At 38.9% G+C, this 20,785-nt stretch carries 15 protein-coding genes and 1 pseudogene; 10 read left to right on the top strand and 6 right to left on the bottom strand.

The genetic code is table 11. The annotated features are described in order from the left end of the window. Positions 1 to 8: 8 nt before the first annotated feature. Positions 9 to 266, bottom strand: a complete 258-nt coding sequence (locus HZL42_RS08495) for a hypothetical protein (RefSeq protein WP_219283234.1) — start codon at positions 264 to 266, stop codon at positions 9 to 11. Positions 267 to 280: 14 nt separating this feature from the next. Further along, positions 281 to 1,222, bottom strand: coding sequence for an NAD(P)-dependent oxidoreductase (locus tag HZL42_RS08490; RefSeq protein ID WP_219283233.1), 942 nt, complete (start codon positions 1,220 to 1,222; stop codon positions 281 to 283). Between the two features lie 145 nt (positions 1,223 to 1,367). On the opposite strand from HZL42_RS08490, the gene HZL42_RS08485 reads away from it, so the two are divergent. The 5 genes and pseudogenes from HZL42_RS08485 to HZL42_RS09035 form a co-directional block, all read left to right on the top strand. Then, the gene (locus HZL42_RS08485) at positions 1,368 to 2,048 is read left to right on the top strand and encodes a hypothetical protein (RefSeq protein ID WP_219283232.1); all 681 of its coding nucleotides are present in this window, start codon (positions 1,368 to 1,370) and stop codon (positions 2,046 to 2,048) included. A 359-nt stretch (positions 2,049 to 2,407) separates the two neighbouring features. After that, complete coding sequence (locus HZL42_RS08480; RefSeq protein ID WP_219283230.1) at positions 2,408 to 3,112, top strand: ABC transporter ATP-binding protein; 705 nt, start codon at positions 2,408 to 2,410, stop codon at positions 3,110 to 3,112. A gap of 3 nt (positions 3,113 to 3,115) precedes the next feature. Continuing rightward, positions 3,116 to 5,782 carry an FtsX-like permease family protein gene (locus HZL42_RS08475; RefSeq protein WP_255552620.1) on the top strand — a complete coding sequence of 889 codons (2,667 nt, stop codon included), beginning with the start codon at positions 3,116 to 3,118 and terminating at the stop codon, positions 5,780 to 5,782. 96 nt (positions 5,783 to 5,878) lie between these two features. Further along, positions 5,879 to 6,079: a CsbD family protein gene (locus HZL42_RS08470; protein ID WP_219283229.1), complete on the top strand. Its 201-nt coding sequence runs from the start codon at positions 5,879 to 5,881 to the stop codon at positions 6,077 to 6,079. A gap of 75 nt (positions 6,080 to 6,154) precedes the next feature. After that, positions 6,155 to 6,520, top strand: a pseudogene (locus HZL42_RS09035) (DUF488 domain-containing protein); the annotation flags it as partial. Positions 6,521 to 6,785: 265 nt separating this feature from the next. Here HZL42_RS09035 and HZL42_RS08460 read toward each other — a convergent pair. The 3 genes from HZL42_RS08460 to HZL42_RS08450 form a co-directional block, all read right to left on the bottom strand. Beyond that, positions 6,786 to 7,400 carry a cadmium resistance transporter gene (locus HZL42_RS08460; protein ID WP_219283227.1) on the bottom strand — a complete coding sequence of 205 codons (615 nt, stop codon included), beginning with the start codon at positions 7,398 to 7,400 and terminating at the stop codon, positions 6,786 to 6,788. A gap of 154 nt (positions 7,401 to 7,554) precedes the next feature. Continuing rightward, a complete protein-coding gene (locus tag HZL42_RS08455; protein ID WP_219283226.1) occupies positions 7,555 to 8,871 on the bottom strand; it encodes a cell wall metabolism sensor histidine kinase WalK in 1,317 nt (438 codons plus the stop codon). 3 nt (positions 8,872 to 8,874) lie between these two features. Next, positions 8,875 to 9,561 carry a response regulator transcription factor gene (locus HZL42_RS08450; RefSeq protein ID WP_219283225.1) on the bottom strand — a complete coding sequence of 229 codons (687 nt, stop codon included), beginning with the start codon at positions 9,559 to 9,561 and terminating at the stop codon, positions 8,875 to 8,877. A 132-nt stretch (positions 9,562 to 9,693) separates the two neighbouring features. Here HZL42_RS08450 and HZL42_RS08445 point away from each other — a divergent pair, with 132 nt between their 5' ends. From HZL42_RS08445 to HZL42_RS08435, 3 genes are all read left to right on the top strand, one after another. Beyond that, positions 9,694 to 11,982: a glycosyltransferase family 39 protein gene (locus tag HZL42_RS08445; RefSeq protein WP_219283224.1), complete on the top strand. Its 2,289-nt coding sequence runs from the start codon at positions 9,694 to 9,696 to the stop codon at positions 11,980 to 11,982. A gap of 19 nt (positions 11,983 to 12,001) precedes the next feature. Next, positions 12,002 to 12,973, top strand: coding sequence for a glycosyltransferase family 2 protein (locus tag HZL42_RS08440; protein ID WP_219283223.1), 972 nt, complete (start codon positions 12,002 to 12,004; stop codon positions 12,971 to 12,973). 139 nt (positions 12,974 to 13,112) lie between these two features. Beyond that, the gene (locus HZL42_RS08435; protein ID WP_255552619.1) at positions 13,113 to 14,099 is read left to right on the top strand and encodes a YdcF family protein; all 987 of its coding nucleotides are present in this window, start codon (positions 13,113 to 13,115) and stop codon (positions 14,097 to 14,099) included. A 61-nt stretch (positions 14,100 to 14,160) separates the two neighbouring features. Here the strand turns inward: HZL42_RS08435 and HZL42_RS08430 are convergent, their stop codons facing one another. Beyond that, on the bottom strand, positions 14,161 to 14,469 hold the full coding sequence (locus HZL42_RS08430) for a hypothetical protein (protein WP_219283221.1): 309 nt from the start codon (positions 14,467 to 14,469) through the stop codon (positions 14,161 to 14,163). 139 nt (positions 14,470 to 14,608) lie between these two features. Here HZL42_RS08430 and HZL42_RS08425 point away from each other — a divergent pair, with 139 nt between their 5' ends. After that, a complete protein-coding gene (locus tag HZL42_RS08425) occupies positions 14,609 to 16,348 on the top strand; it encodes a CAP domain-containing protein (protein WP_219283220.1) in 1,740 nt (579 codons plus the stop codon). 380 nt (positions 16,349 to 16,728) lie between these two features. Further along, the gene (gene cas9, locus HZL42_RS08420; protein ID WP_219283219.1) at positions 16,729 to 20,784 is read left to right on the top strand and encodes a type II CRISPR RNA-guided endonuclease Cas9; all 4,056 of its coding nucleotides are present in this window, start codon (positions 16,729 to 16,731) and stop codon (positions 20,782 to 20,784) included. Position 20,785 lies beyond the last annotated feature (1 nt).

Raw genomic sequence — 20,785 nt, 5'->3', positions numbered from 1 at the left:
TATTACTCCTATCGATTCTTAATAATTTGATACTTACGCGTGCCGGTTTTTTGGAACGAAACGCCATTTCGTGGTCGCAAAATCAATTGACCATCTTCGATACTAATGTAGATCAGAACTTCCACATCATTATTGAAGAAAACGAGGCAGTCGTCGTTGACAACAGATTGATTAATATCCGAATCAAAATCAAACTGGTGGTCCTTAAATAAAATTGAGTTCATGTTAATTCCTTTAATGTTATTTTTAGTAATTTCGCTAAGCATTTGTAACCCACTAGTTACCTGATTTTGTTAACCGGTGTAACGGGGTCCTTACCATCCAAAACGTTTAGAATATTATCTAAAGCTCGATTGGCCATGTAATCCCAAGCTTCTTCAGTGTGGCCAGCGTAGTGGGGAGTGATAAAAACATTCTTGAAGTTTCGCAGGGGGCTATTCATCGGCAGCGGTTCAGTTTCGTAGACATCGAGTGCAGCACCAGCAATTTCGTGGTCCTGTAAAGCTGTGACCAAATCGTCCTGATTAACCAGTGCGCCCCTGCTGAGGTTTAATAAGTATGCTGACTTTTTCATCATTTTAAGTTGTTCCATTGCCACCGTATTAATGGTTTGTTTCGTAGCTGGCAGGTGCAGGGATACGTAGTCGGCTTTTTGAAAGATTTCTTCCTTAGTCGCCATGCTGCCGTAAGGACTATCACGAGGAGTACGGTTGTAAATCAGGATATCCATGTCAAAGGCAGCTGCCATTTTAGCAACTAACTGGCCAATGCTCCCATAGCCAATGATGCCAAGTGTCTTGTGACTGATTTCAGTGACTAGTTCGCCGCGTCCATACGCACTGTTGCCCTCACGCATTTCTTTAGAAACGTTGTAGGAATCCTTAGCTAGGGTCAACATATCGTTGATTACCCCCTCGGCCACGGCCCGCGCATTCCCCCCGGGAACGTTGGATACCCACACCCCGTGGTTAGCAGCAACGTCTAAATCAATATTGTTATAGCCAATTCCCTGCCGAGCAATGATTTTAAGGTTATGGAGGTGGTCAAACATGGCGTTGGGAAATGCTCCTGACATTAAAATAATTGCATCTACGTCATTTGCTAGTTTTAAGATGTCTTCTGGTTTTTGACTGGCAATTACGACCGGTTCAATTCCATGCTCCTTCATTCGTTCGTTAATAAACCGGTTGATGCCAGGAGTTAATAACACTTTTTTAACCATGTAAATCATTCCTTCCGTGTAATAATTATTATCAATTATAAGTTACTCGTGTTTTTAATTACAATCAATTGCTCCTTACAAATATTAGTTATTTGATAATTTGGTATACTAGAGATGAATATAACAATAAATCAAGGGTGTTTTCATGAAAAACAAATTGGATCAACTATTGATAAAATTAAAAATTAAGCGCCACTTTATTAATAAAGCGGATCGGATAGCACTGTTTAGCCTATTTAATACCTTTACCAGTGCGATCATTGCCATTTTTAAGATTGGATTAGGGATTTTCTACTTATCGAATTGGTTTTTGATCTTTGGCTTTTACTATTTAATCCTATTTTTTACTAGGGTGTATTTTTTGCGCCGGTATACCCAAATTCGGCTGCAGAACCTAACCGCTGCGAAACGAATTGCGAAGGAAGACTTATACCTTCGGGAAGGCGGCCTATTGTATAGTCTTTTAGGCTTTGCCCTGGCTGGGATTTCTGGGTACATGTATACATATGGCAGTAACCAATCCTATAGTGAACTTGTAATTGAAATGATTGCCTTGATGGGGTTCATAAAAATTATCTCATCAGTCGTTGGCTGGTTTAAAACTCGGAAGTTCAATAGTCCCATCCTGTTGTTCTTAAAGGCTTTGAACATTGCAGATGGCTTGGTTGCCATCGTGATGACCCAATACGTGATTTTATCCTACGAGCACTCCCCAAGTGCCTCTTCTTCAACCGGGTTGTTCGGTATGGGCATCGGGAGCTGTTTGGTGGTAATTGGAATCGTGATTTTGATTCGGAGTCATTTTTTCAGAAAAGATGGATTTTAATATTTCAGCAACATTTGATTAACATTTTACCAATACTCGTTCGCTATAATTTCAGTTATAAATTAATTGACGAGGGAGCGATTGAATAATAACGAATTAGCTACCTTAATTAAAATGGGTAGCTAATTTTAATATGAAGGGAAGAATTATGATGGTTAATGTTTTAGTGTTAGAAGATGATGAACAATTTAACCGAACCATCTGCCAGTATTTGCGTACCAACCAGTTAATATCGATTGGTAGCTTAAATGCCCAATTTTTGTTGTTTGTAAAAATTACTCTTTTGAACTTAACATTTTTATTTTTAATGTGATATCATTAAAATTGTTAGACATATGTTACATATTGAGGAGGGATTAATGTTGGCATATATTGATGTAAAGCATAGCTATAAAATTTACGGGAGTGGTGAAAATGAGACCCGGGCAAATGATGATATTTCCTTTTCACTGGCAAAGGGTGAACTAACGATTATTGTCGGGGCCTCAGGTGCAGGAAAATCAACCCTACTTAATATCCTAGGTGGAATGGATACTAACACCAAGGGAGATGTGATTATTAATGGAAAGAATATTTCTAAGTATGATCAAAGGCAGTTAACGACTTACCGGCGGCATTCAATCGGATTTGTTTTCCAATTTTATAATCTAATTCCAAACCTCACATCGCTAGAAAACGTCCAGTTAGCTTCAGAAATTGCACCAGATGCATTAGATGGTGAACAAGTTCTAAATGACGTTGGACTTGCTAAGCGGATGGATAATTTTCCATCAGAACTATCTGGTGGGGAACAGCAACGGGTGTCAATTGCGCGTGCAATTGCTAAAAATCCAGAGATTTTACTGTGTGATGAACCAACCGGAGCGCTGGATTACCACACTGGTAAGAAGGTATTAAAGTTATTGCAGGATTTTTGCCATAATTCTAATAAAAATGTGATTATCGTTACCCATAATGCAGCAATTAAGCCCATGGGCGACCACGTGATTGAAATCGGTGATGGAAAGGTAAGGGAAGATAAAGTCGTCAAAAAGCCGGTTTCCGTTGAAAAAATTGAGTGGTAGGGGATGGCAGCAATGAAGAAGACTTTGAATCAAAATATCTTTCGCGAGTTTAAATTCTCGTTTGCCCGCTTCATTTCCATTGTCATTTTAATCAGCCTCGGGGTTTACGTTTTAGTGGGGTTGAAGGTCACGGGACATGATATGCGGATAACGGGAAATAATTACTACACCGCCCATAAAATGGCTGATGCCTACGTTGAAGGAAACACCAGCTTTACGAGGGCGGATCAAAAATATATTAAACAACTGCCGCATGTTTCAAAAGCAGAATTTAGTACTTATCGGGATGCAGTGATAAAAAATACGCACACCACTGTACGTTTATTATCGAATACTTCCCAAATTTCCACTAATAACGTTACGAAGGGTCGGCTACCTAAGGCGGCAAATGAAATTGCCCTTAATAATAGCGAACGGGGAAAATATCAAATTGGTGATTCGATTACGTTCGCCAATAATAAGAACCAAAGCAAGGTCAGCGGGTTAAAGCAGACCACCTTTAAAATTGTTGGGTTTGTAACCTCTAGCGACTATATTAACAAACAAAATCTAGGCACGACCACCGCTGGAACTGGTGAATTAAATTCCTTTGGTGTAATTACCAAGGCGGCATTTAAGAACTATCAGCCAACGGTTGCTAAACTTGACTATAATAACCTGCGCGGCAGTAGTTACGACAACGAATTTGAAAATCAAATTCAGCAAAACGTTAATGATAGTCAAAGGGGTTTGAATCATCGTGCTAACTTACGGCAAGCAGCATTGGTTAATCGTGCTAAGCATAAAATTAATCAACAAGCTACTGAATTAAAACGTCAGCAAACTGCCTTGAATAAGCGGCGGACCCAACTATCCGCCAGCGCCAGTCGATTATCAGCGACGCAACGGCGGCAAGCGAACCGCCCAATTAAAGCAGCCCAAGCGCGAATTGATCAGGCGAAGCAAAAATTACAAACGACTAGCAACAAACTAAATAGCGGCAACCGGGTTACATACCAGATTCAAAGTCGAAACGACTATAACCTGGGGTACAATGAATATGGCGAAAATTCCAGAAAAATTGATTTATTATCAAACTCGTTCCCAATTATTTTCTTTGCCGTAGCAATCCTGGTCTGTGTAATTACGATGTCTCGAATGGGTGAGGAGAGTCGAATTCAATTAGGAACTTTACGGGCGCTGGGATACAGCAAGTTTGACACTATGAAGGTGTTTTTGAGTTATGGCTTTTTATCCGGATTGATTGGAACTGGACTGGGGGCGTGGATTGGGACCACGTTCTTGCCAACCCAAATTTTTAAGACCTATTCAGCGAACTTTTCGGTTCCTGACTTTCACGCATTGATATCAGTGAAGTGGATCTTGATTTCACTTTTAATCTCGCTAGTATGTACCACCGTTCCAGGTGCGTATGTTGCTGGGCGGTCATTGAAGGAATATCCAGCGACCTTAATGTTACCAAAGAAGCCAAAACGGGGAGCCAAGATTTTACTAGAGCGGGTCCCATTCATTTGGAAACGACTATCATTTAATTATAAGGTAACGTTTAGAAATATTTTTCGGTTTAAGCTGCGCATGATGATGACTATTCTAGGGGTGATGGGGTGTACGGCACTGTTGATTACTGGTTTTGGGATGCGCGATTCACTCAGTGGAGTGAACACCAAGCAGTACCATGAGATTGTCCATTACGATATCATTAGTATTTTCAATCCCAGTGCCACTACTAAGCAAAAGCAAGCTTACGAACGGGCAGTGAACAACACTTCAGGAATTAAGTATCAGACCCAGATTTATTATGAAGGACTGACTGCTAAACCTAGGGCTACTAATAACCAGAGCGTTTCGTTAATGGTTCCAAAGCAACCAACGAAACTAAATCAATTTATTACCTTACAAAATCCAGATTCCAACAAGGCAATTCGGCTAAGTAACAACGGAGCCATCATTACTGATAAGTTAGCCCACCTAACTAATACCAAGGTGGGCGGCCACATTACCTTGACCAATAGTACTGGTAAACATTACCGGATTAAAGTTAGTGGCATTACCCAGATGTACGTTGGGCATTCGGTTTACATGAACGCTAATTATTATCACCACCGATTTGGGAAACGAGTAGCATATAACGCCAACATGTTGAAACTTAATAACCGCTCTGACGGTAATATTAACCGGGTGGCGAGTGATCTGAATCAACAGCCAGCAGCATTGACGTCCATTCAATCGAATGGTGCTAAGAAGATGGTCGATAACCTCCTAGGGGGATTGAATAACATTGTTTTAATCATTACGATTGCAGCTTCAGCACTTGCCTTTGTAGTATTGTTTACCCTTACTAATATTAACGTTTCCGAGCGCGAACGGGAACTTGCTACCATTAAGGTATTAGGATTTTATCCGGGCGAAGTTATTATGTACGTGTTCCGTGAAACGTTTATTTTAACGTTTGTTGGGATCCTAGTCGGCTTCGTCGGCGGAGCCTGGTTGCACAACTTTATTATGCAAACCCTTCCGCCTGATAATGCTCACGTTGATTTAACGTTATTGTGGACTAACTTTGCAACATCAGCAGGTTTAACCATTATCTTTGCATTTATGGTAATGTTCTTAATGGCTAGCAAAATTAAAAATATTGATATGCTAGGGGCACTAAAGGGTGTTGATTAATTCATAAATCGATTTAGAATGGTGAGCACATATTGTTAACTTTTTGATGAAATGAATTATAATAGTGGTAGATTAAAGGTTAGAGGAGGAATTATTATGAGTTTAGAAAATGAAAAAGATAAATTAAAGGGTAAGTTCGACGAAGCTAAGGGTAAGGTTTCTGGCGATAAGCTAGACGAAGCCAAAGGCAAAGCCGAAGGATTTTTAGGTAAGGCTAAGGATTTCGTTGACGAAAAGGTTGATGAAGCTAAGGATAAATTCGATAAAAAAGATAATCAAGACGATAGTCAAGATTAATTTGAATTTAAAATGGCTAGTCCAGTTTATAGGACTAGCCATTTTTTGTTGATCAGATTGGGGGCTGAACGGTAATTGTTAAAAATTGAGCGAATTTATACGAAACCACTGGATTTAACCGGGTACCGAATTTTAGTTGATCGAAAGTGGGCCCGCGGCATATCGAAGACCGCCGCTAAGCTAGATAACTGGGCGAAACAAATCGCACCATCAACACAACTACGGGAGTGGTTTGAACACGTGGATGCCAAATTCCCAGAATTTCAGGTCCGTTACTTTCAAGAACTGGATCAAAACCCCGCTACCACTGAATTTGTAAAGCTGGTTGCCGGACACCTTAAAACTGGTGATGTAATTTTACTCTACGGGGCAAAGAATACGCAACATAATAACGCCGTGGCATTGCATGCATACTTATCAAATCGCCTCTCACTTCCTTCGGAATCGGAAAACGAACTACTAACGTTACTCTACAACGATGGCAACACTAATCGTGATCAAAAGGTTTCGATAGCGTTTGAGTGGCTATCACACCATCCCCACGTGGTCAGCCGATTGGGGGTTAGGTTGTCGGACAACAACAAGGTTTATTTAGGTCCGGCAATGAAGCCCCTTAACCACCAGGAGTTACTGGAGTTAGTTGAGGCAAAGCTGGTTTGATTATGGATAATTAAGGACCGTTGAATTTTTCAACGGCCCTTTTAAATTAGGCAATCAATTGAATTAACTTCGTAACGGTACCAGACTCAACCATGATAAATAGCCCGATTCCAATGTATACGACCGCCGTAAAAATATCGCCGTACCTTTGGAGTAGCGTTTCAACTACCGGGAGCTTCAGAAATAAGATGGCCAATGCGAAAAAGAGGTTTAACATGCCAAAGAAAGTAATTAGAATGACTAATAACTCGCTCCAGTGGTTCACCTGCGCAAAAATGGGGATGTAAATGCCGATATTATCAGCTCCACAAGTCGTAATCGTGATAATCGTTACGCTTAAAATTAGGTTTTGCTTCGAAAGGCGCTTGGTTACCTGTTCTTGCTCGTCGTTCGTACCGAGCTTAAATAGAATGTATGAACCAATAATGATAGGGACAATTCCTAAAAGACCCAGGATCCACTCTTCTGGAATCAAGCGCGCGCTAAGGGAGAAGATGAGGCTAACGCCCACGAGGAAGATGGTGCCCAAAACATCGCCTAGATAGACCTTGGTGCGTTCTTTAGTAGTGTGGTAGAAAGTCAAGACGGTCATTAAAATTAGAATGTAGTCAATTCCAGTGGAAGTATAAGCGGTAATTCCAGTTAAAATTGCATTAATCATATTCAATCTCCTTTATATGTTATTTATTTCATATGTATATATTAACATATCTAAATATGAACGCAAGCGATTTTGTGATTAATAGATTGTCACATTAACTAAAAATCTCAAAACAAAATAAAAAGAGAATTGAATCTGTGATTCAATCCTCCCGTTATGCTAATGGAATTTGAATTTCAAAAATGGTGCCCTTGGGTTGTTGATCGCGGACCGCTATTTTTCCGTGGTGTTCGGTTACAATCCACTGGGCAATCGCTAATCCCAGGCCGTGGCCACCGGTGGCAGAGTTTCTGGATTTATCGGTACGATAGAACCGTTCAAAAATGTGTTTTTTATCGCGGTCTGGAATTTTTTCACCGGTGTTGCTAATTCGAATGGTAAAGTTCCTATCATCATTTAAAACGGTGATGCCGATACTATCACCAGACTTGGTGTACTTGAACGCGTTGTCGAAAATAATGGTGACCAACTGGCGAATTAAATCGGAATCGATGTCTGCCGTTGCATCGGTTTCAATCCAAGAGGTAAAGGCCTTATTTTGACTGGTGGCAATTTCCAAGTAGGGTGGCAGAATGGATTCAAACCACGGCTTTAAATCGACCGAATGCTTTCTAATTTGAATAATGTCTGAATCAGATCTGGCCAGGGTCAAGAGGCGATCCGTTAAAATTTTTAAGTGCCGGGTTTCATCTAACGTGGTTGAAACAGCGTCGATTTCGCTCATTATGGTCGCCCTCGGTTTAGTGAGCATTGATTCCATTTGATTTTGGATGACCGTCAATGGGGTTCTTAACTCATGCGCAGCGTTAGAACTAAATTCACGTTGTCGTTGCCAAGACTTAATAATGGGCTTCATGCTAGACTTCGAAAGCAGAAAGGCCACGGCAATTGCCAGGAGCCAGAAGACCAAAAGGGTTCCGATGAGGGCGTTCTTAAAACTATTAATTGCTAAGAGGTCGCTATCAACGTTTTCCAATATTAATACATATTTACCAGCAGTCCGCTTATCTGGATTGGAATTAGGGACCTTGATCAATAGCGAGCGGAAGTGGCTGGTAATATTATTGTAGGTGAGGGTCATGTCCTGAATTTTGTTCAAATTATTAGGATTTAACTTCGCCTTGCTAAATAGTTGATAAGTTCGGTTTCCTAAGGCAGCTGCGTTCTCAATTTTCCCCTTGGAATTAAAGATAATTTCATTCGTCCGAAACGGACTATTGACCGATGGGGGTTGAGAAAAGTCACGACCATTTTGGAACCGGGGCGGGGCCTTTTCAACACTGGCCCGGGGGTTCTTTTGCGTCAATTGATGTTTTTGCACCGTTAAACTATGGTCAATGTTTCGATAAACCGATTGACTGAAGAAGAGGTAAATAATTAGCCCGAGGCTTAAAAAGAGGAGCGCAAATGCAATCAGTTCCTTTATGAATAACCGCCATTGTTGTTGCTTTTGCGGATTGTTAGCCTTCATCAATCATTCCTCCGTTTCAAATAGGTACCCAACGCTCCGAATGGTTTTAATGGGTTGGAATCCTAAAACGGCTTTGATTTTCTTACGGACGTTGCTCATGTAGACTTCGACCACCGTTAACGTGGTTTCCGAATCGAATCCCCAGAGGCGATCAAAAATTTGATCCTTGGTAATTATGATATCTGGGTTTTGCAGAAAGTATACTAGCAAATCGTATTCTTTACCGTTTAGCTTAACCGGTTGGTCATTGATTTTAATCGTTCGGGTGCCCAGGTCGACTTGAAAGGCGCCAACGCTCAACTGGTTGTTATCGCCCAGGTGACCGGCGCGCTTTAATAGCGCTTTGACCCGGAGCAATAATTCCTCCCGATGAAATGGCTTAGTCAAGTAGTCATCCGCACCATTGGAAAAGCCCTGGACCTTATCGGCAATCGTATCCTTTGCGGTTAGGATCAAAACAGGGAGGCTGAGGTGATCCTCTGTCCGCCAATGTTTTAAAATATCGTAGCCGTTTTTTTCCGGTAGCATTAAGTCTAAAATGGCAATATCATAAATGTTGTCCTGGCCCATTTGTTGACCAGTAAGACCGTCAGTTGCAATGCTCACCTCACCAATTGGTGCTAAGAAACTAGCAACGCTTTTGGCGAGGGCTTCATCATCTTCCACGATTAATATCTGTAAATTTTGCATCCAAATCACTCCTAATATCCACTATTGTAAACGGAAATGAAATAAATATCATTTTAATTTGGGTTTTTAAGGTTAATTTATGGTTCGGGTTCTAAACTATGGTTATTCAATTCGAAAGGAGCATGATGTGAAATGCCAGATCAATCAGATCAATCAAATCAAGTTGAACAAACAAGAGCTGAACATCACAATGCAAAAATCCAACGCCAGCGATTCAGGCTGGACTGGTTCTTGGTGGCCACGCTGGTCGTTGCTGCCGTACTTTATTCATGGAAAATTTGGGAGGCCGGGAGTGCGAATGACTTCTATACGGCCGCCATCACTAGTATGACCCAGAGTCTTAAGAACTTCTGGTACGCTAGTTTTGACCCTGCTGGGTATATTACGGTTGATAAGCCGCCGGTAGCCCTTTGGTTTATGGCAATTAGTGCCAAAATTTTTGGGGTTCATCAATGGAGCGTGGTGCTTCCGTCAGTCCTCTTTGGACTTGGTTCTGTTTACCTGATGTATCGCTTAGTTAAACCTAAGTTTGGTCGGGTAGCAGGGAACTTAGCAGCATTTGCAATGGTGATTACACCGATTGCGGTTGCTGACTCACGGACTAATAATATGGATGCAACGTTAATTTACTTCCTATTGTTAGCAATCTACATGCTCCAAAAGGCTGTTGATAAACATAAACTCTGGTACTTAGTAACTAGTTTTGCAATCATTGGGGTTGCATTTAATGTTAAAATGTTACAAGCGTTTATGATTTTACCAGGGATGTTATTATTCTACTGGTTAGCTTCACACTATAACTGGAAGAAGAAGTTAGCCCATCTTTCGGTTGCTACGGTTGCGTTAGTCGTATTTACATTAATTTGGCCGGTATCGGTTGACATGACTTCCGCAAGTAAGCGTCCGTATGAAGGGGGTTCCGAACATAACTCAGTGCTTGAATTAGCATTTGGCTATAACGGAACTGAACGACTATTAGGACAAACGACCGGGACTGGTGGCGCCTTCCCAGGAATGGGCAGCTCCAGCAAGACTGGTTCCAAGTCCACTACTGGAATGCAACAAGGTGGTCAACCTGGTGGAACGACCACTGGTAAGAGATCCACTACTAACGGCCAACCAACTGGAACCCCTCCAGGTGGGACCCAACGTAACGGTAACCGCCGTGGCGGAGCCGGCGGTGGTATGGGTGGTGCCGGTGGTGCATTTAACATCGGAACTGCTGGACCACTGAGATTGTTCCAAGATCAATTAGGACCACAAATTAGTTGGTTGCTACCGTTCTCATTAGTCGGAATGATTAGTGCGTTTGCATACTTCTTAGACCGGAAACGGAAGTGGTATCAACTAACCGCGAACCAAAAACAAGTCGTAATGTGGGCTGGTTGGCTAGTACCAGTATACGGATTCTTCTCCGTTGCTAGTTTCTTCCATCCATACTATACAATTATGTTAGCTCCACCAATTGCCGCATTCTTTGGAATCGGGTTAGTAACAATGTTCAAACAACTCAAGGCTGCTGGTTGGAAAGACTGGAAACGGTACTTACTTCCATTTGCGGTCGTTGCAACTGCATTACTACAAGCTTGGTATGTAAGCAGCTACTATGTTTGGGCAACTTGGTTGCTCATCATCGCTGGAATCGGCTTTGGCTTGATTCTCCTGCTTAAGCCAGGCAAGCCATTGAAGTCACTGACCATCGGTGGATTAGTAACCATCATGTTAGCACCAGCATTCTGGTCAATGACACCAGCAATTGCCGGTGAATCAGCTGCAATTCCAACTGCAGGTCCAGACCTATTGAGTAGCAATGGTCAAGGAGGCGCTGGTGGCGGAATTGGAAACGGCTCCGTTAATAATAAGCTATTGAAGTACCTTGAAAAGAATCAAGGAAGTGCTAAGTACCTCTTTGCTACCGATGACTCTGGAACTGCTGCTCCTTACATCATTAAGACTGGTAAGGCAGTTATGGCAATGGGTGGATTTAACGGGACCGACCCGGCAATCACCCTAAGTCAATTTAAGAAGTTAGTTAAGAATGGTGAGATTAAGTACTATTACTCAGGCGGGAAGACCGGCTCTGCAAATAGTGCAATCGTGAACTGGATTAAGAAGAACGCTAAGAAGGTTAAAGCTAGTGAATACGGTGGTTCCACTACCACAACTAGCACCACAACTGGTGAAAATGCTAAATCCGCTGGTAAATCCACGGGTCAAATGCCTTCACAAGGTGGTAAAATGAATGGTGGCCCAGGCATGGGGAATGCAAAACCAAACGGTAAATTTAACGGTAAGCGTCCATCCATGAAGCCATCCAGTACGAAAGGCAAGAGTAGTAACAACCAACAAATGCCTACTGGTGGTGGAATGATGGGTGGTAATAATGGGACCCTTTACGACTTATCTTCAATTTACAAATAAAATAACAGGAGGTTAAGGCATGGCAAGAACTGAAAATCCTTTAATATCAATTGTTCTCCCGGTCTTTAACGAAGAGGCAGGAATTAAACACACGATTGAAATTTTAGAAAACTACGTTGCCAGCCAACCTGAAGAATACGAATTAATTTTTGTGGATGATGGTTGTGTGGACCGGAGTGCCACGATTATTCAGGAAGCTGAACAACAATATGACAATATTCGCCTAATTCAATTTTCGCGAAACTTCGGCCACCAATTAGCGATTACTGCGGGAATTCGCTACGCGTCTGGAGATGCTGTGGTGGTAATGGATGCAGATTTACAAGATCCACCTTCCGTAATCCCGGCAATGGTTAGTAAATGGCGGGATGGGTACGATGTTGTATATGGAAAACGGCTGCAACGGGATGGTGAAAGTTGGTTTAAGAAGTTTAGTGCTTCGGCTTTTTACCGGATCTTGCATAAGTTAGCGAACATCGACATTCCATTGGATACTGGTGACTTTAGATTAATGGATCGCAAGGTAGTTAAGGTGTTATCCAAGATGGATGAACCAGATCCTTTTGTCCGGGGGATGGTCAGCTGGGTTGGCTTTAAGCAAACCGCAGTTGAATACGAACGGGACGAAAGAACGGCGGGAACTACTAAGTATCCATTATCGAAGATGCTGCACCTTTCAATGAATGGAATCACTTCATTCTCCGACGTGCCACTTAAACTAGTGAACGTTGTAGGAGCATTAATGATTGCAATCGGGGTCATTTACGGTTTTGTATCCCTCTTTACCGGATTCGCAACGTTGCAATTTGCAATCTTTTCAATGTTCGAACTATTCGGGATCTCCTTGTTAATGCTAGGAATTGTGAGTGCCTACCTCTACCGGATCTTTGAAACGTCTCGGGAACGCCCATTATACGTGGTTGCCAAAACCTCGGGGTTTCAACAGGAACGCCGGCCGGAGATAAAACAAATCAATGAACACGTAATGTAATGAAGAAGAACTCCTCCTTTAAACGGGTGGGGTTCTTTTTTGTGCTAAAATAGATGTATCAAATTCATAAGTGAAGGGGGTGTTTTAGATCGCTGTTGATGTTATTTCAGCAATTATTACCGTTTTCTTTCTTGGATTATTGGCGTTAAGTTACCGGGGCAATCCGGCTCGTCTGATGAATGGCTTTTTAGCAACCATCTCTGCTGGTGGAATTTTTATGACGATTTCATTGCTCATTCTGAGCTTTAATAATTCCATTTTGGTTAAGGGCTACGTTATCTTCTTTTTAATTCTGGTATTGATAATGGTCTTAATCTATTTTTTTCAGGGCTTTTTCTGGTTATGGAATGCCCTTATTGTTTGGCGGCGGGAGAACCATACGTTAGCCAATATGCTGACGTTGTTTATTGGGATCATCACCCTGGCGTTTCCAATCGTTAACTTTGTTTTTGCTGATCGAAAGATGGGTCCACTGGGAACGTTCATAAACGCCTTTGTATCTCTAAGCATTTTATACATTTTATTCTGTGTGATTTCATTTATGGCGGCAGCAATGTTGTTTACGTTCAGAAAACCGCGTCCGGATAAACAATTTATCATCGTATTAGGGGCCGGCTTGCTGAATGGTGATCAGGTGTCGCCACTCTTGGCATCCCGCATTGATAAGGGAATTCAATTTTACCATCAGGTTGTGGCAAAGACCGGGAAGGCACCGCTTATGATTTGCTCTGGGGGCCAGGGTGGTGACGAAACCGTTCCTGAAGGACGCGCAATGCGGGAATATGCAATTCAACACGGAATTGCTGCGGAGCACGTGGTTGCAGAAGACCGGTCTAAAACGACGCTGCAGAACATGTTGTTCTCAAAGCAAATCGTTGCCGCGCATAACTTACCATTGAATAACGGAATTTATGTGTCCAATGATTACCATATCTTTAGAGCGGGAATCTATGCTCAACAAGCGGGGTTGAATATTCAAGGATTAGGTGCTAAAACCAGTCGGTTCTTCGTTCCAAACGCAACGATTCGCGAATACATTGCGTTGTTGATGAACCATAAGAAGTTTCACCTGGTAATGTTTACTTTGATCTTGGTGGTATCGGGATTAAGTATGGTGCTACGTTAGTCAAAATGAATCTAAAATTAAAAGGGAGTTTCTAGCGAACGTAGCTAGAGACTCCCTTTGATTATCTATGTAACTTGTAATAAGCATGCAAGTTGCTCCCGATATATAACTGACCGTGCTCGTAAACAACGGTAAAGTCTTGGTACTTACCATACGATTGGGTTTTCCAATTATTCACACCAATTCGTTTTAAATTGAAAAAGTGGCCATTTAATTGAATTTTTTTATCTTGGGCGCCGAAAATGGTGACGTCATAGCCGTCCGCATTCCAGGAACCATTTATGGATGCAGCCCTGGAATAAATTGGCTTTTGAATCGCAATCGTACTGTCCAATATAATTGTAACTAATGAAATTTTAGTTTTTCTCATGATGTTTATAACCCTCCAAAAATTTCCTCTATTATTATAACACCAATATGATGATTAAAATATAATCTTTTTTGACATTGTTGATTCTTTTCTATATATTAAAATTAGGTTTTTTTTAAATTGAATGGAGGGCTTAAATATGAAAAAGTCAGTTATGTATACATTGATTTGTGGATCGGTTCTTTCACTGGGGCTAAGTCAATTTACTGCGGAAGCAAAGACTAGCACCAAGGCTAAGACTGAAAAGGTGTATCATTTTGTGAAAAAGGGTCATCACTATAAGCTTAAAAGCGTAAAAAAAGTCAAACATGCTAGTAAATTGGTAAAGGGCAAGAAGTTTACATACAAGGGAGTTACTTACTACTATGTTAAAAAGCTTCACGGTTATTTGAAGAAATCTGCATTTACTACCGTTAAACTTAAGAAAAAGCACGTTAAAAGTAAGGTAACCCCATCGTCTAAAAAGAAAAATGCTGATTCCAGTGCTAGTAATAATAATGGTGGCAATGGTGTACAAAGTAGTTCAGATACTGGCACTACTGGGACCACTGCGGCTAACGCTACTACCAACGTGCCAGGCGTTAGTTCATCATCTACTAGTTCTGCGAACTCAAGTGCAGCTAGCTCTAAAACCACTAGTTCTTCAGTAAGTGTAAGTAGCACTGCAAATTCAAGTGTGGTTAGCGGAAGCACTACGATTGTTAATTCGTCATCAAGTAGTGTGAAACCAGTTTCTGGCAGCACTACGATTATTAATTCGTCATCCAGCAGTGTAAAACCAGTTTCTGGCAGCACCACGATTGTTAATTCGTCATCAAGTAGTGTAAAACCAGTTTCTGGCAGCACCACGATTGTTAATTCATCTGCAAGTAGTGTGAAACCAGTTACTGGAAGTACAGCAATCAATAATGGATCATCCAGTAGCGCAAAGTCAAGCAGTAATAGCACTACGCCTAGTAGCTCAGCTAGTTCGGCTAGTGCAAGTTCCAATAGCGCAAAGTCAAGCGGTAGTAGCACTACGCCTAGTAGTTCGGCTAATTCATCTAGTGCAAGTTCCAATAGCGCAAAGTCAAGTAGTAATAGCACTACGCCTGGTAGTTCAGCCAATGTGGCTAGTGCAAGTTCCAATAGTAGTCAATCAGCAGCCGTAACTGATCCGGGGGATGTTAACCCAACCTTACCTCAATTTAACGTTGGTGATACGGTTGGAATAATTACTGGGGATCCAAGCATTGTACCAATTGATCACTTCCCTAATAGTGAGACTGATACTTCAGGTAGAGTTGATATCAGTAACATTGATCAAATTAACGTTAAAATCCTAGCTAAAAGGGTTGCTCCTTGGAAGGTTTACTACTACCAGGTTAAGTTTAGCAACGGCTCAACTGCATGGGTAACTAATGGAGATCTATTTAACCCTTACGCTACGCCACAGCAATTAAGCCTTACTGCTAGTGACTATACGAATGCTTATAATCAAGCTCTTCAATACATTAACTACGTTCGGAAAAACCATGGATTGAACCCACTTAGCTTTGATAGTCGCATTTCTAGTCTAGCTAAGACGCGGAGTACGCAATTAGTTTCTAAGTTTAGTCACAGTGATGCAAGTGGCGGTCCAGCATATGAAAATCTAGCTAAACAAGCTGGCTATAGTGATCTTGCTAGTTCATATGGTGAAAATATTTCATATGATGGGGATACGTTCGGAAACCCACTTAACCAAAGTATCTTAGTAAGCATTAACAGCATGCTTTATGAAGATAGTGGATCCGAATGGGGACACCGTGATAACTTCCTATCACCACGATTTACTAAGATTGGAATTGGGACTTCGGTTAGTGGATCTGTTGTGTATACGTCGTTTGATTTTAATTAAATGAATGGGATGGAGATAGGGATGAACTACATGGAATTAACATGTATTGTTCATTCCTATTTATTTTAAATCTATTTGGTTTATAATAACGACACCAAAGGTATATTTAATATTGCTTATTCATTGACATGAAATATACCTTTGATATATAATAAAGATAATCTAAAACTCATTGAAACAACCTGCGTAATGTTAAAATCAAACAAGGCTTTTGCCAAGTTTTCTTTTTAGATGTTCTTATGAGCATCTTTAGGCACTTCGTTAGTGCCATACATACAAAACGTTGAAGGGAGAAAAATCATAATTACTGATTTTTCTCCCTTTTTGTTTTTTATGATCTTAGATGACGTAGTTAATTGGGTTAATTTTAGGAGGCTATTATGGATAAAAAACCTTATGGAATTGGTTTAGATATGGGTGTTGGGTCAGTTGGATGGACAATTGTTGATGGTAATAGCAAGATCCTTAGGGTTAAGGGAAAGGATGCCATTGGTGTACGTCTTTTTGATGAGGGTGAAACAGCAGCTAAGACTAGAACATATAGAGCTGCAAGAAGACGCTATAAGAGAAGAAAATGGCGTTTGAGAATGTTAGATAATTTCTTTTATGATGAAATTATTCAAAAAGATCCTAATTTTTTTCAACGATTGAGGTACTTTAGTGAACATCCTGATGACCCTAATCGACATGGTTATGCAAGTAACTTAATAGCTGGAATGACTGATAAAAGATATCATCGTCTATACCCAACTATTTATCACCTAAGAAATGCCCTAATGACTAAGCATGAACCTTTTGATATTAGACTAGTTTATTTAGCAATTCATCACATTGTAAAGTATCGTGGTAACTTTTTAATGGATGGTACAGCAGATAGCTTTAATGTTAAAAATTCTAACTGGGAAGAGTCATTTAATAGAATCAAAGAACAACTATTAAAAATTAATAGTAATTTTACCGGGTTCAGTGGCGATTTTGATAAAGTTAGAAAGATTGCTTTTGACCACAAGAAGTCTAGTACAGATAAGAAAAACGAAATTGTTAAGGAACTAATAGAAAATAAGCAAGATAAAAAGATTCTAAATAATTTAATTAACGCTATTTTAGGAAATAAAACTAGGTTTGAAGAATTATTTGGGATTGATGTTTCTGATGAAGATCGTAGTAAATTTAACATCTATATTAAAGATTGGGACGATAAAGTAGATGAAATTAGTAGTTACTTATCTAAGATTCCGGATGCATATGACTTAATTAATGAAATAAAAAAATTACACGCTGAAGTTCAGCTTTCTGGAATTATTCCAGGTAACCAGAGTCTATCCGAAAAAATGATTAGTTCATATGAAAAATATGGGGAGCAATTAAATCAACTAAAGGCATTTAGTAAAGCCAACCCTGAAATTGGTAATAAGTTAATGTCAGCTTATGATGTTTATAATTCTGATGGAAACATTGAAACTTTTTATACCAAAGTCAAGAGAGCACTTAAGGAAAGAGAAGATAATTTTCCTAAAAAAATTATAGCTGCTGCTGACCCTAATCATCCAAAGTATTTGGTAAAACAAAGAGCTGCTACTAATTCATCCATTCCATATCAAATTCATCAACGTGAACTAGACGAAATAATTAAAAACCAAACTGAGTTTCACAAAAAATTAGCAACACCAAATCCAACCAGTGATAGCATTAGAAAAAAGGCCTTTCCATATGCCTTAGATGAACTAGTTGGTTTTAGAGTTCCCTACTATGTAGGTCCATTAGTAAGCTCTAAAGAATCAAAATTTGCTTGGATGGAAAGAAAAAATAATAGTGACAACAATGAAGAGATAACTCCATGGAATTTTGATGAAATTGTGGACCGAGATAAGTCTGCCATGAATTTTATTGATCGAATGAAGACCACTGATAGTTACTTAATTGATGAAGAAGTAATTCCAGAAAATAGTCTAACTTATCAAAAATTTACTGTTTTAAATGAATTGAATCGAATTAGAGTTATGTTTAATGGCAATGGTGAAAATGGAGAACTACTAACCGTTAACCAAAAGCAAAGGATTTTTAACCAAGTATTTAAATCTAAAAAAAGTGTAACGGATAAGGATATTATTGAAAACTTGAAGATAAATTCAGAGGTGCCAAGTGATGTGGTAATTAAGGGATTATCAGATGGAAAACATTTTAATAGTTCCCTTTCCGCTTACATTGAATTTAAAAAAATTATAGCTGACAAAGTTGATGATCATAAATATTTTAATGATATTGAACAAATGATTACGTGGTCAACAACTTTTGAAGATAATAAGATCTTTAAAAGACAATTAAATCGAATTAAGTGGTTAGATGATAATCAAAGAAACATTATTTCTAATATCCGCTATCGTGGCTGGGGAAGACTTTCGAATAAATTATTGTTAGAGATTAAAGACAGTAATGATCAATCAATTATGGATCATCTTTGGAATTCTAAGAATAATTTCATGCAGATTGTTAACAGTCCTGAATTTAAATCTCAAATAATTGAAATTAATAATAAAACTTTAGATAGAAATAGAAAAATTGATGGCGGATTAAATGATACAATTAAAGATTTATTTACTTCACCACAAAATAAAAGATCAATTAGTCAGGTAATGCTAGTAGTTAAAGACATTGTCAAGATAATGGGGTATGAACCTACGTGGATTTTTATTGAAGCCGCTAGAGATAATAAGAAAAAGGGTCAAAAAACCATATCTAGAGCTGAACAATTAGCTACAATGGTAAAAGAATTTTCTAAGGATGTTAAAAAAGAATATGAGGAAAAGAAGGATTCAGGTGCAACATTTACTGATGCTTTAATGCTTTACTTCCAACAAGATGGTCGGGATATCTATGGCAATTCTGATAAATTGGATATTAATAGAATAGATAGGTACGACATCGATCACATTATTCCTCAATCCTTAATTAAGGATGATTCATTAAATAACCGGGTCTTAACTTCTAAGGATAATAATGAACATGTAAAGAAAAATCAACTTGCAATGGATGTATTTGGAAAAGGTATGATTAGCCATTGGAAGAATTTAGAAGCTAGGGGCTTAATTACTAAGACTAAGTATAATAATTTAACTATGCGTAGGGAAACATTTAATCAACAAGCTAATCGATTTATTGGTCGACAGTTAGTAGAAACAAGGCAAGTAATTAAACTCGTAAGCGACATTATTAGTAATCAGTATCCCGAAACTAAGATTATAAACGTAAAGGCAAAACTTTCGTCAGATTTTAGAAGAGAATTTAAGTTTCCTAAAATTAGAGTTGTTAATGATTTCCATCATGCTTTTGATGCTTACTTAGCTGCGATGATTGGGAATTACTTAATGCGTCGTTCTAAAACTTGGAATCAATTCGTAATGTATGGAGATTATCCTAAGGATAAAGTATCTTTAGATCGTTTAAATGGAATTAATAATTATAACATTATTGGAGAATTTAAAAAGGATAAGCTAGTTTCAAAAGACACTGGTGAAATTATATGGGATAAGCAAAAGCAAATTAAATATCTTGATCAAGTTTTTAATTGGAAGTGTATTTTAGTTACTCACCGTCTCTATACTGATAATAATAGAATGTTTAAAGAAACAATACTAAAAGCTGGGAATAAAAGTCCTAAACCAGCTTTTCCCATAAAGAAGAATAAGCCTCTGAATCTTTACGGAGGATATGCAAATGGAGAAATTTCTTACTATTCAATTATTAGGGTTCTTGGGAGGAAAAAGAAAACAATTAAAATATGTAAAATTTCAACTGTAATTGTAGATAAATTAAATAAGTCGGTTAATAAATATAAATCTCTAAAAAAATATATTTCTAGTTTTGTTAAGGATGAATTTGAAATATTGATTCCTAAGGTATACAAGGAACAATCATTTATAGATTATGATGGTAGATATAAGCGAAATTATAGAATAGACGGAGATTATAGAAGTAATCAACAATTTTATATGAATAAATCAATGCAGCTATTGTTGGAAAAACCACTGAAAAGAATGAAAATTTATGATGATGATAAAATAAATGATGAAAAGATGAATGACATTTTTGATTATATTTGTGATCAAATCATTAACTATTTCCCAATGTATCATAAAAAGAACTATTTAGATTCTCTTAATAATAGTAAAAAGATATTTTATTCATTGCCTATTTATAGTGGTAATGATAAGGAAGAAGATAAGCTTAAGGTAGTTAGTAAGTTATTAGCAGGCCTTCATACAGACTCTGATTCTGAAAACTTAAAATCTATTGATTTAGGTGATAGATTTGGAAGAATGCAAAGTGGAATTAGCCAAGGACCTGTAGTCATAAATGACTCAACTAAAATAATCTATTCTTCACCAACAGGATTATTAAATAGAGAAGTTAAACTTTCAAATTTAAAAGGAAAATAAT

Source organism: Lactobacillus sp. Sy-1 (assembly GCF_019303535.1).
Lineage (GTDB): Bacteria > Bacillota > Bacilli > Lactobacillales > Lactobacillaceae > Nicoliella.
The sequence above is the reverse complement of the archived record's forward strand: the minus strand, read 5'-3'. Positions and strand labels throughout refer to the sequence as shown.

What these genes read in the sequence shown, in the direction of transcription:
- HZL42_RS08480 (WP_219283230.1), top strand. Translation starts at nt 2,408, where the DNA reads ATGTTGGCATATATTGATGTAAAGCATAGCTATAAAATTTACGGGAGT.
- HZL42_RS08490 (WP_219283233.1), bottom strand. Translation starts at nt 1,222, where the DNA reads ATGGTTAAAAAAGTGTTATTAACTCCTGGCATCAACCGGTTTATTAAC.
- HZL42_RS08440 (WP_219283223.1), top strand. Translation starts at nt 12,002, where the DNA reads ATGGCAAGAACTGAAAATCCTTTAATATCAATTGTTCTCCCGGTCTTT.
- HZL42_RS08450 (WP_219283225.1), bottom strand. Translation starts at nt 9,561, where the DNA reads ATGCAAAATTTACAGATATTAATCGTGGAAGATGATGAAGCCCTCGCC.
- HZL42_RS08495 (WP_219283234.1), bottom strand. Translation starts at nt 266, where the DNA reads ATGCTTAGCGAAATTACTAAAAATAACATTAAAGGAATTAACATGAAC.
- HZL42_RS08485 (WP_219283232.1), top strand. Translation starts at nt 1,368, where the DNA reads ATGAAAAACAAATTGGATCAACTATTGATAAAATTAAAAATTAAGCGC.
- HZL42_RS08470 (WP_219283229.1), top strand. Translation starts at nt 5,879, where the DNA reads ATGAGTTTAGAAAATGAAAAAGATAAATTAAAGGGTAAGTTCGACGAA.
- cas9 (WP_219283219.1), top strand. Translation starts at nt 16,729, where the DNA reads ATGGATAAAAAACCTTATGGAATTGGTTTAGATATGGGTGTTGGGTCA.
- HZL42_RS08455 (WP_219283226.1), bottom strand. Translation starts at nt 8,871, where the DNA reads ATGAAGGCTAACAATCCGCAAAAGCAACAACAATGGCGGTTATTCATA.
- HZL42_RS08475 (WP_255552620.1), top strand. Translation starts at nt 3,116, where the DNA reads ATGGCAGCAATGAAGAAGACTTTGAATCAAAATATCTTTCGCGAGTTT.
- HZL42_RS08445 (WP_219283224.1), top strand. Translation starts at nt 9,694, where the DNA reads ATGCCAGATCAATCAGATCAATCAAATCAAGTTGAACAAACAAGAGCT.
- HZL42_RS08425 (WP_219283220.1), top strand. Translation starts at nt 14,609, where the DNA reads ATGAAAAAGTCAGTTATGTATACATTGATTTGTGGATCGGTTCTTTCA.
- HZL42_RS08460 (WP_219283227.1), bottom strand. Translation starts at nt 7,400, where the DNA reads ATGATTAATGCAATTTTAACTGGAATTACCGCTTATACTTCCACTGGA.
- HZL42_RS08430 (WP_219283221.1), bottom strand. Translation starts at nt 14,469, where the DNA reads ATGAGAAAAACTAAAATTTCATTAGTTACAATTATATTGGACAGTACG.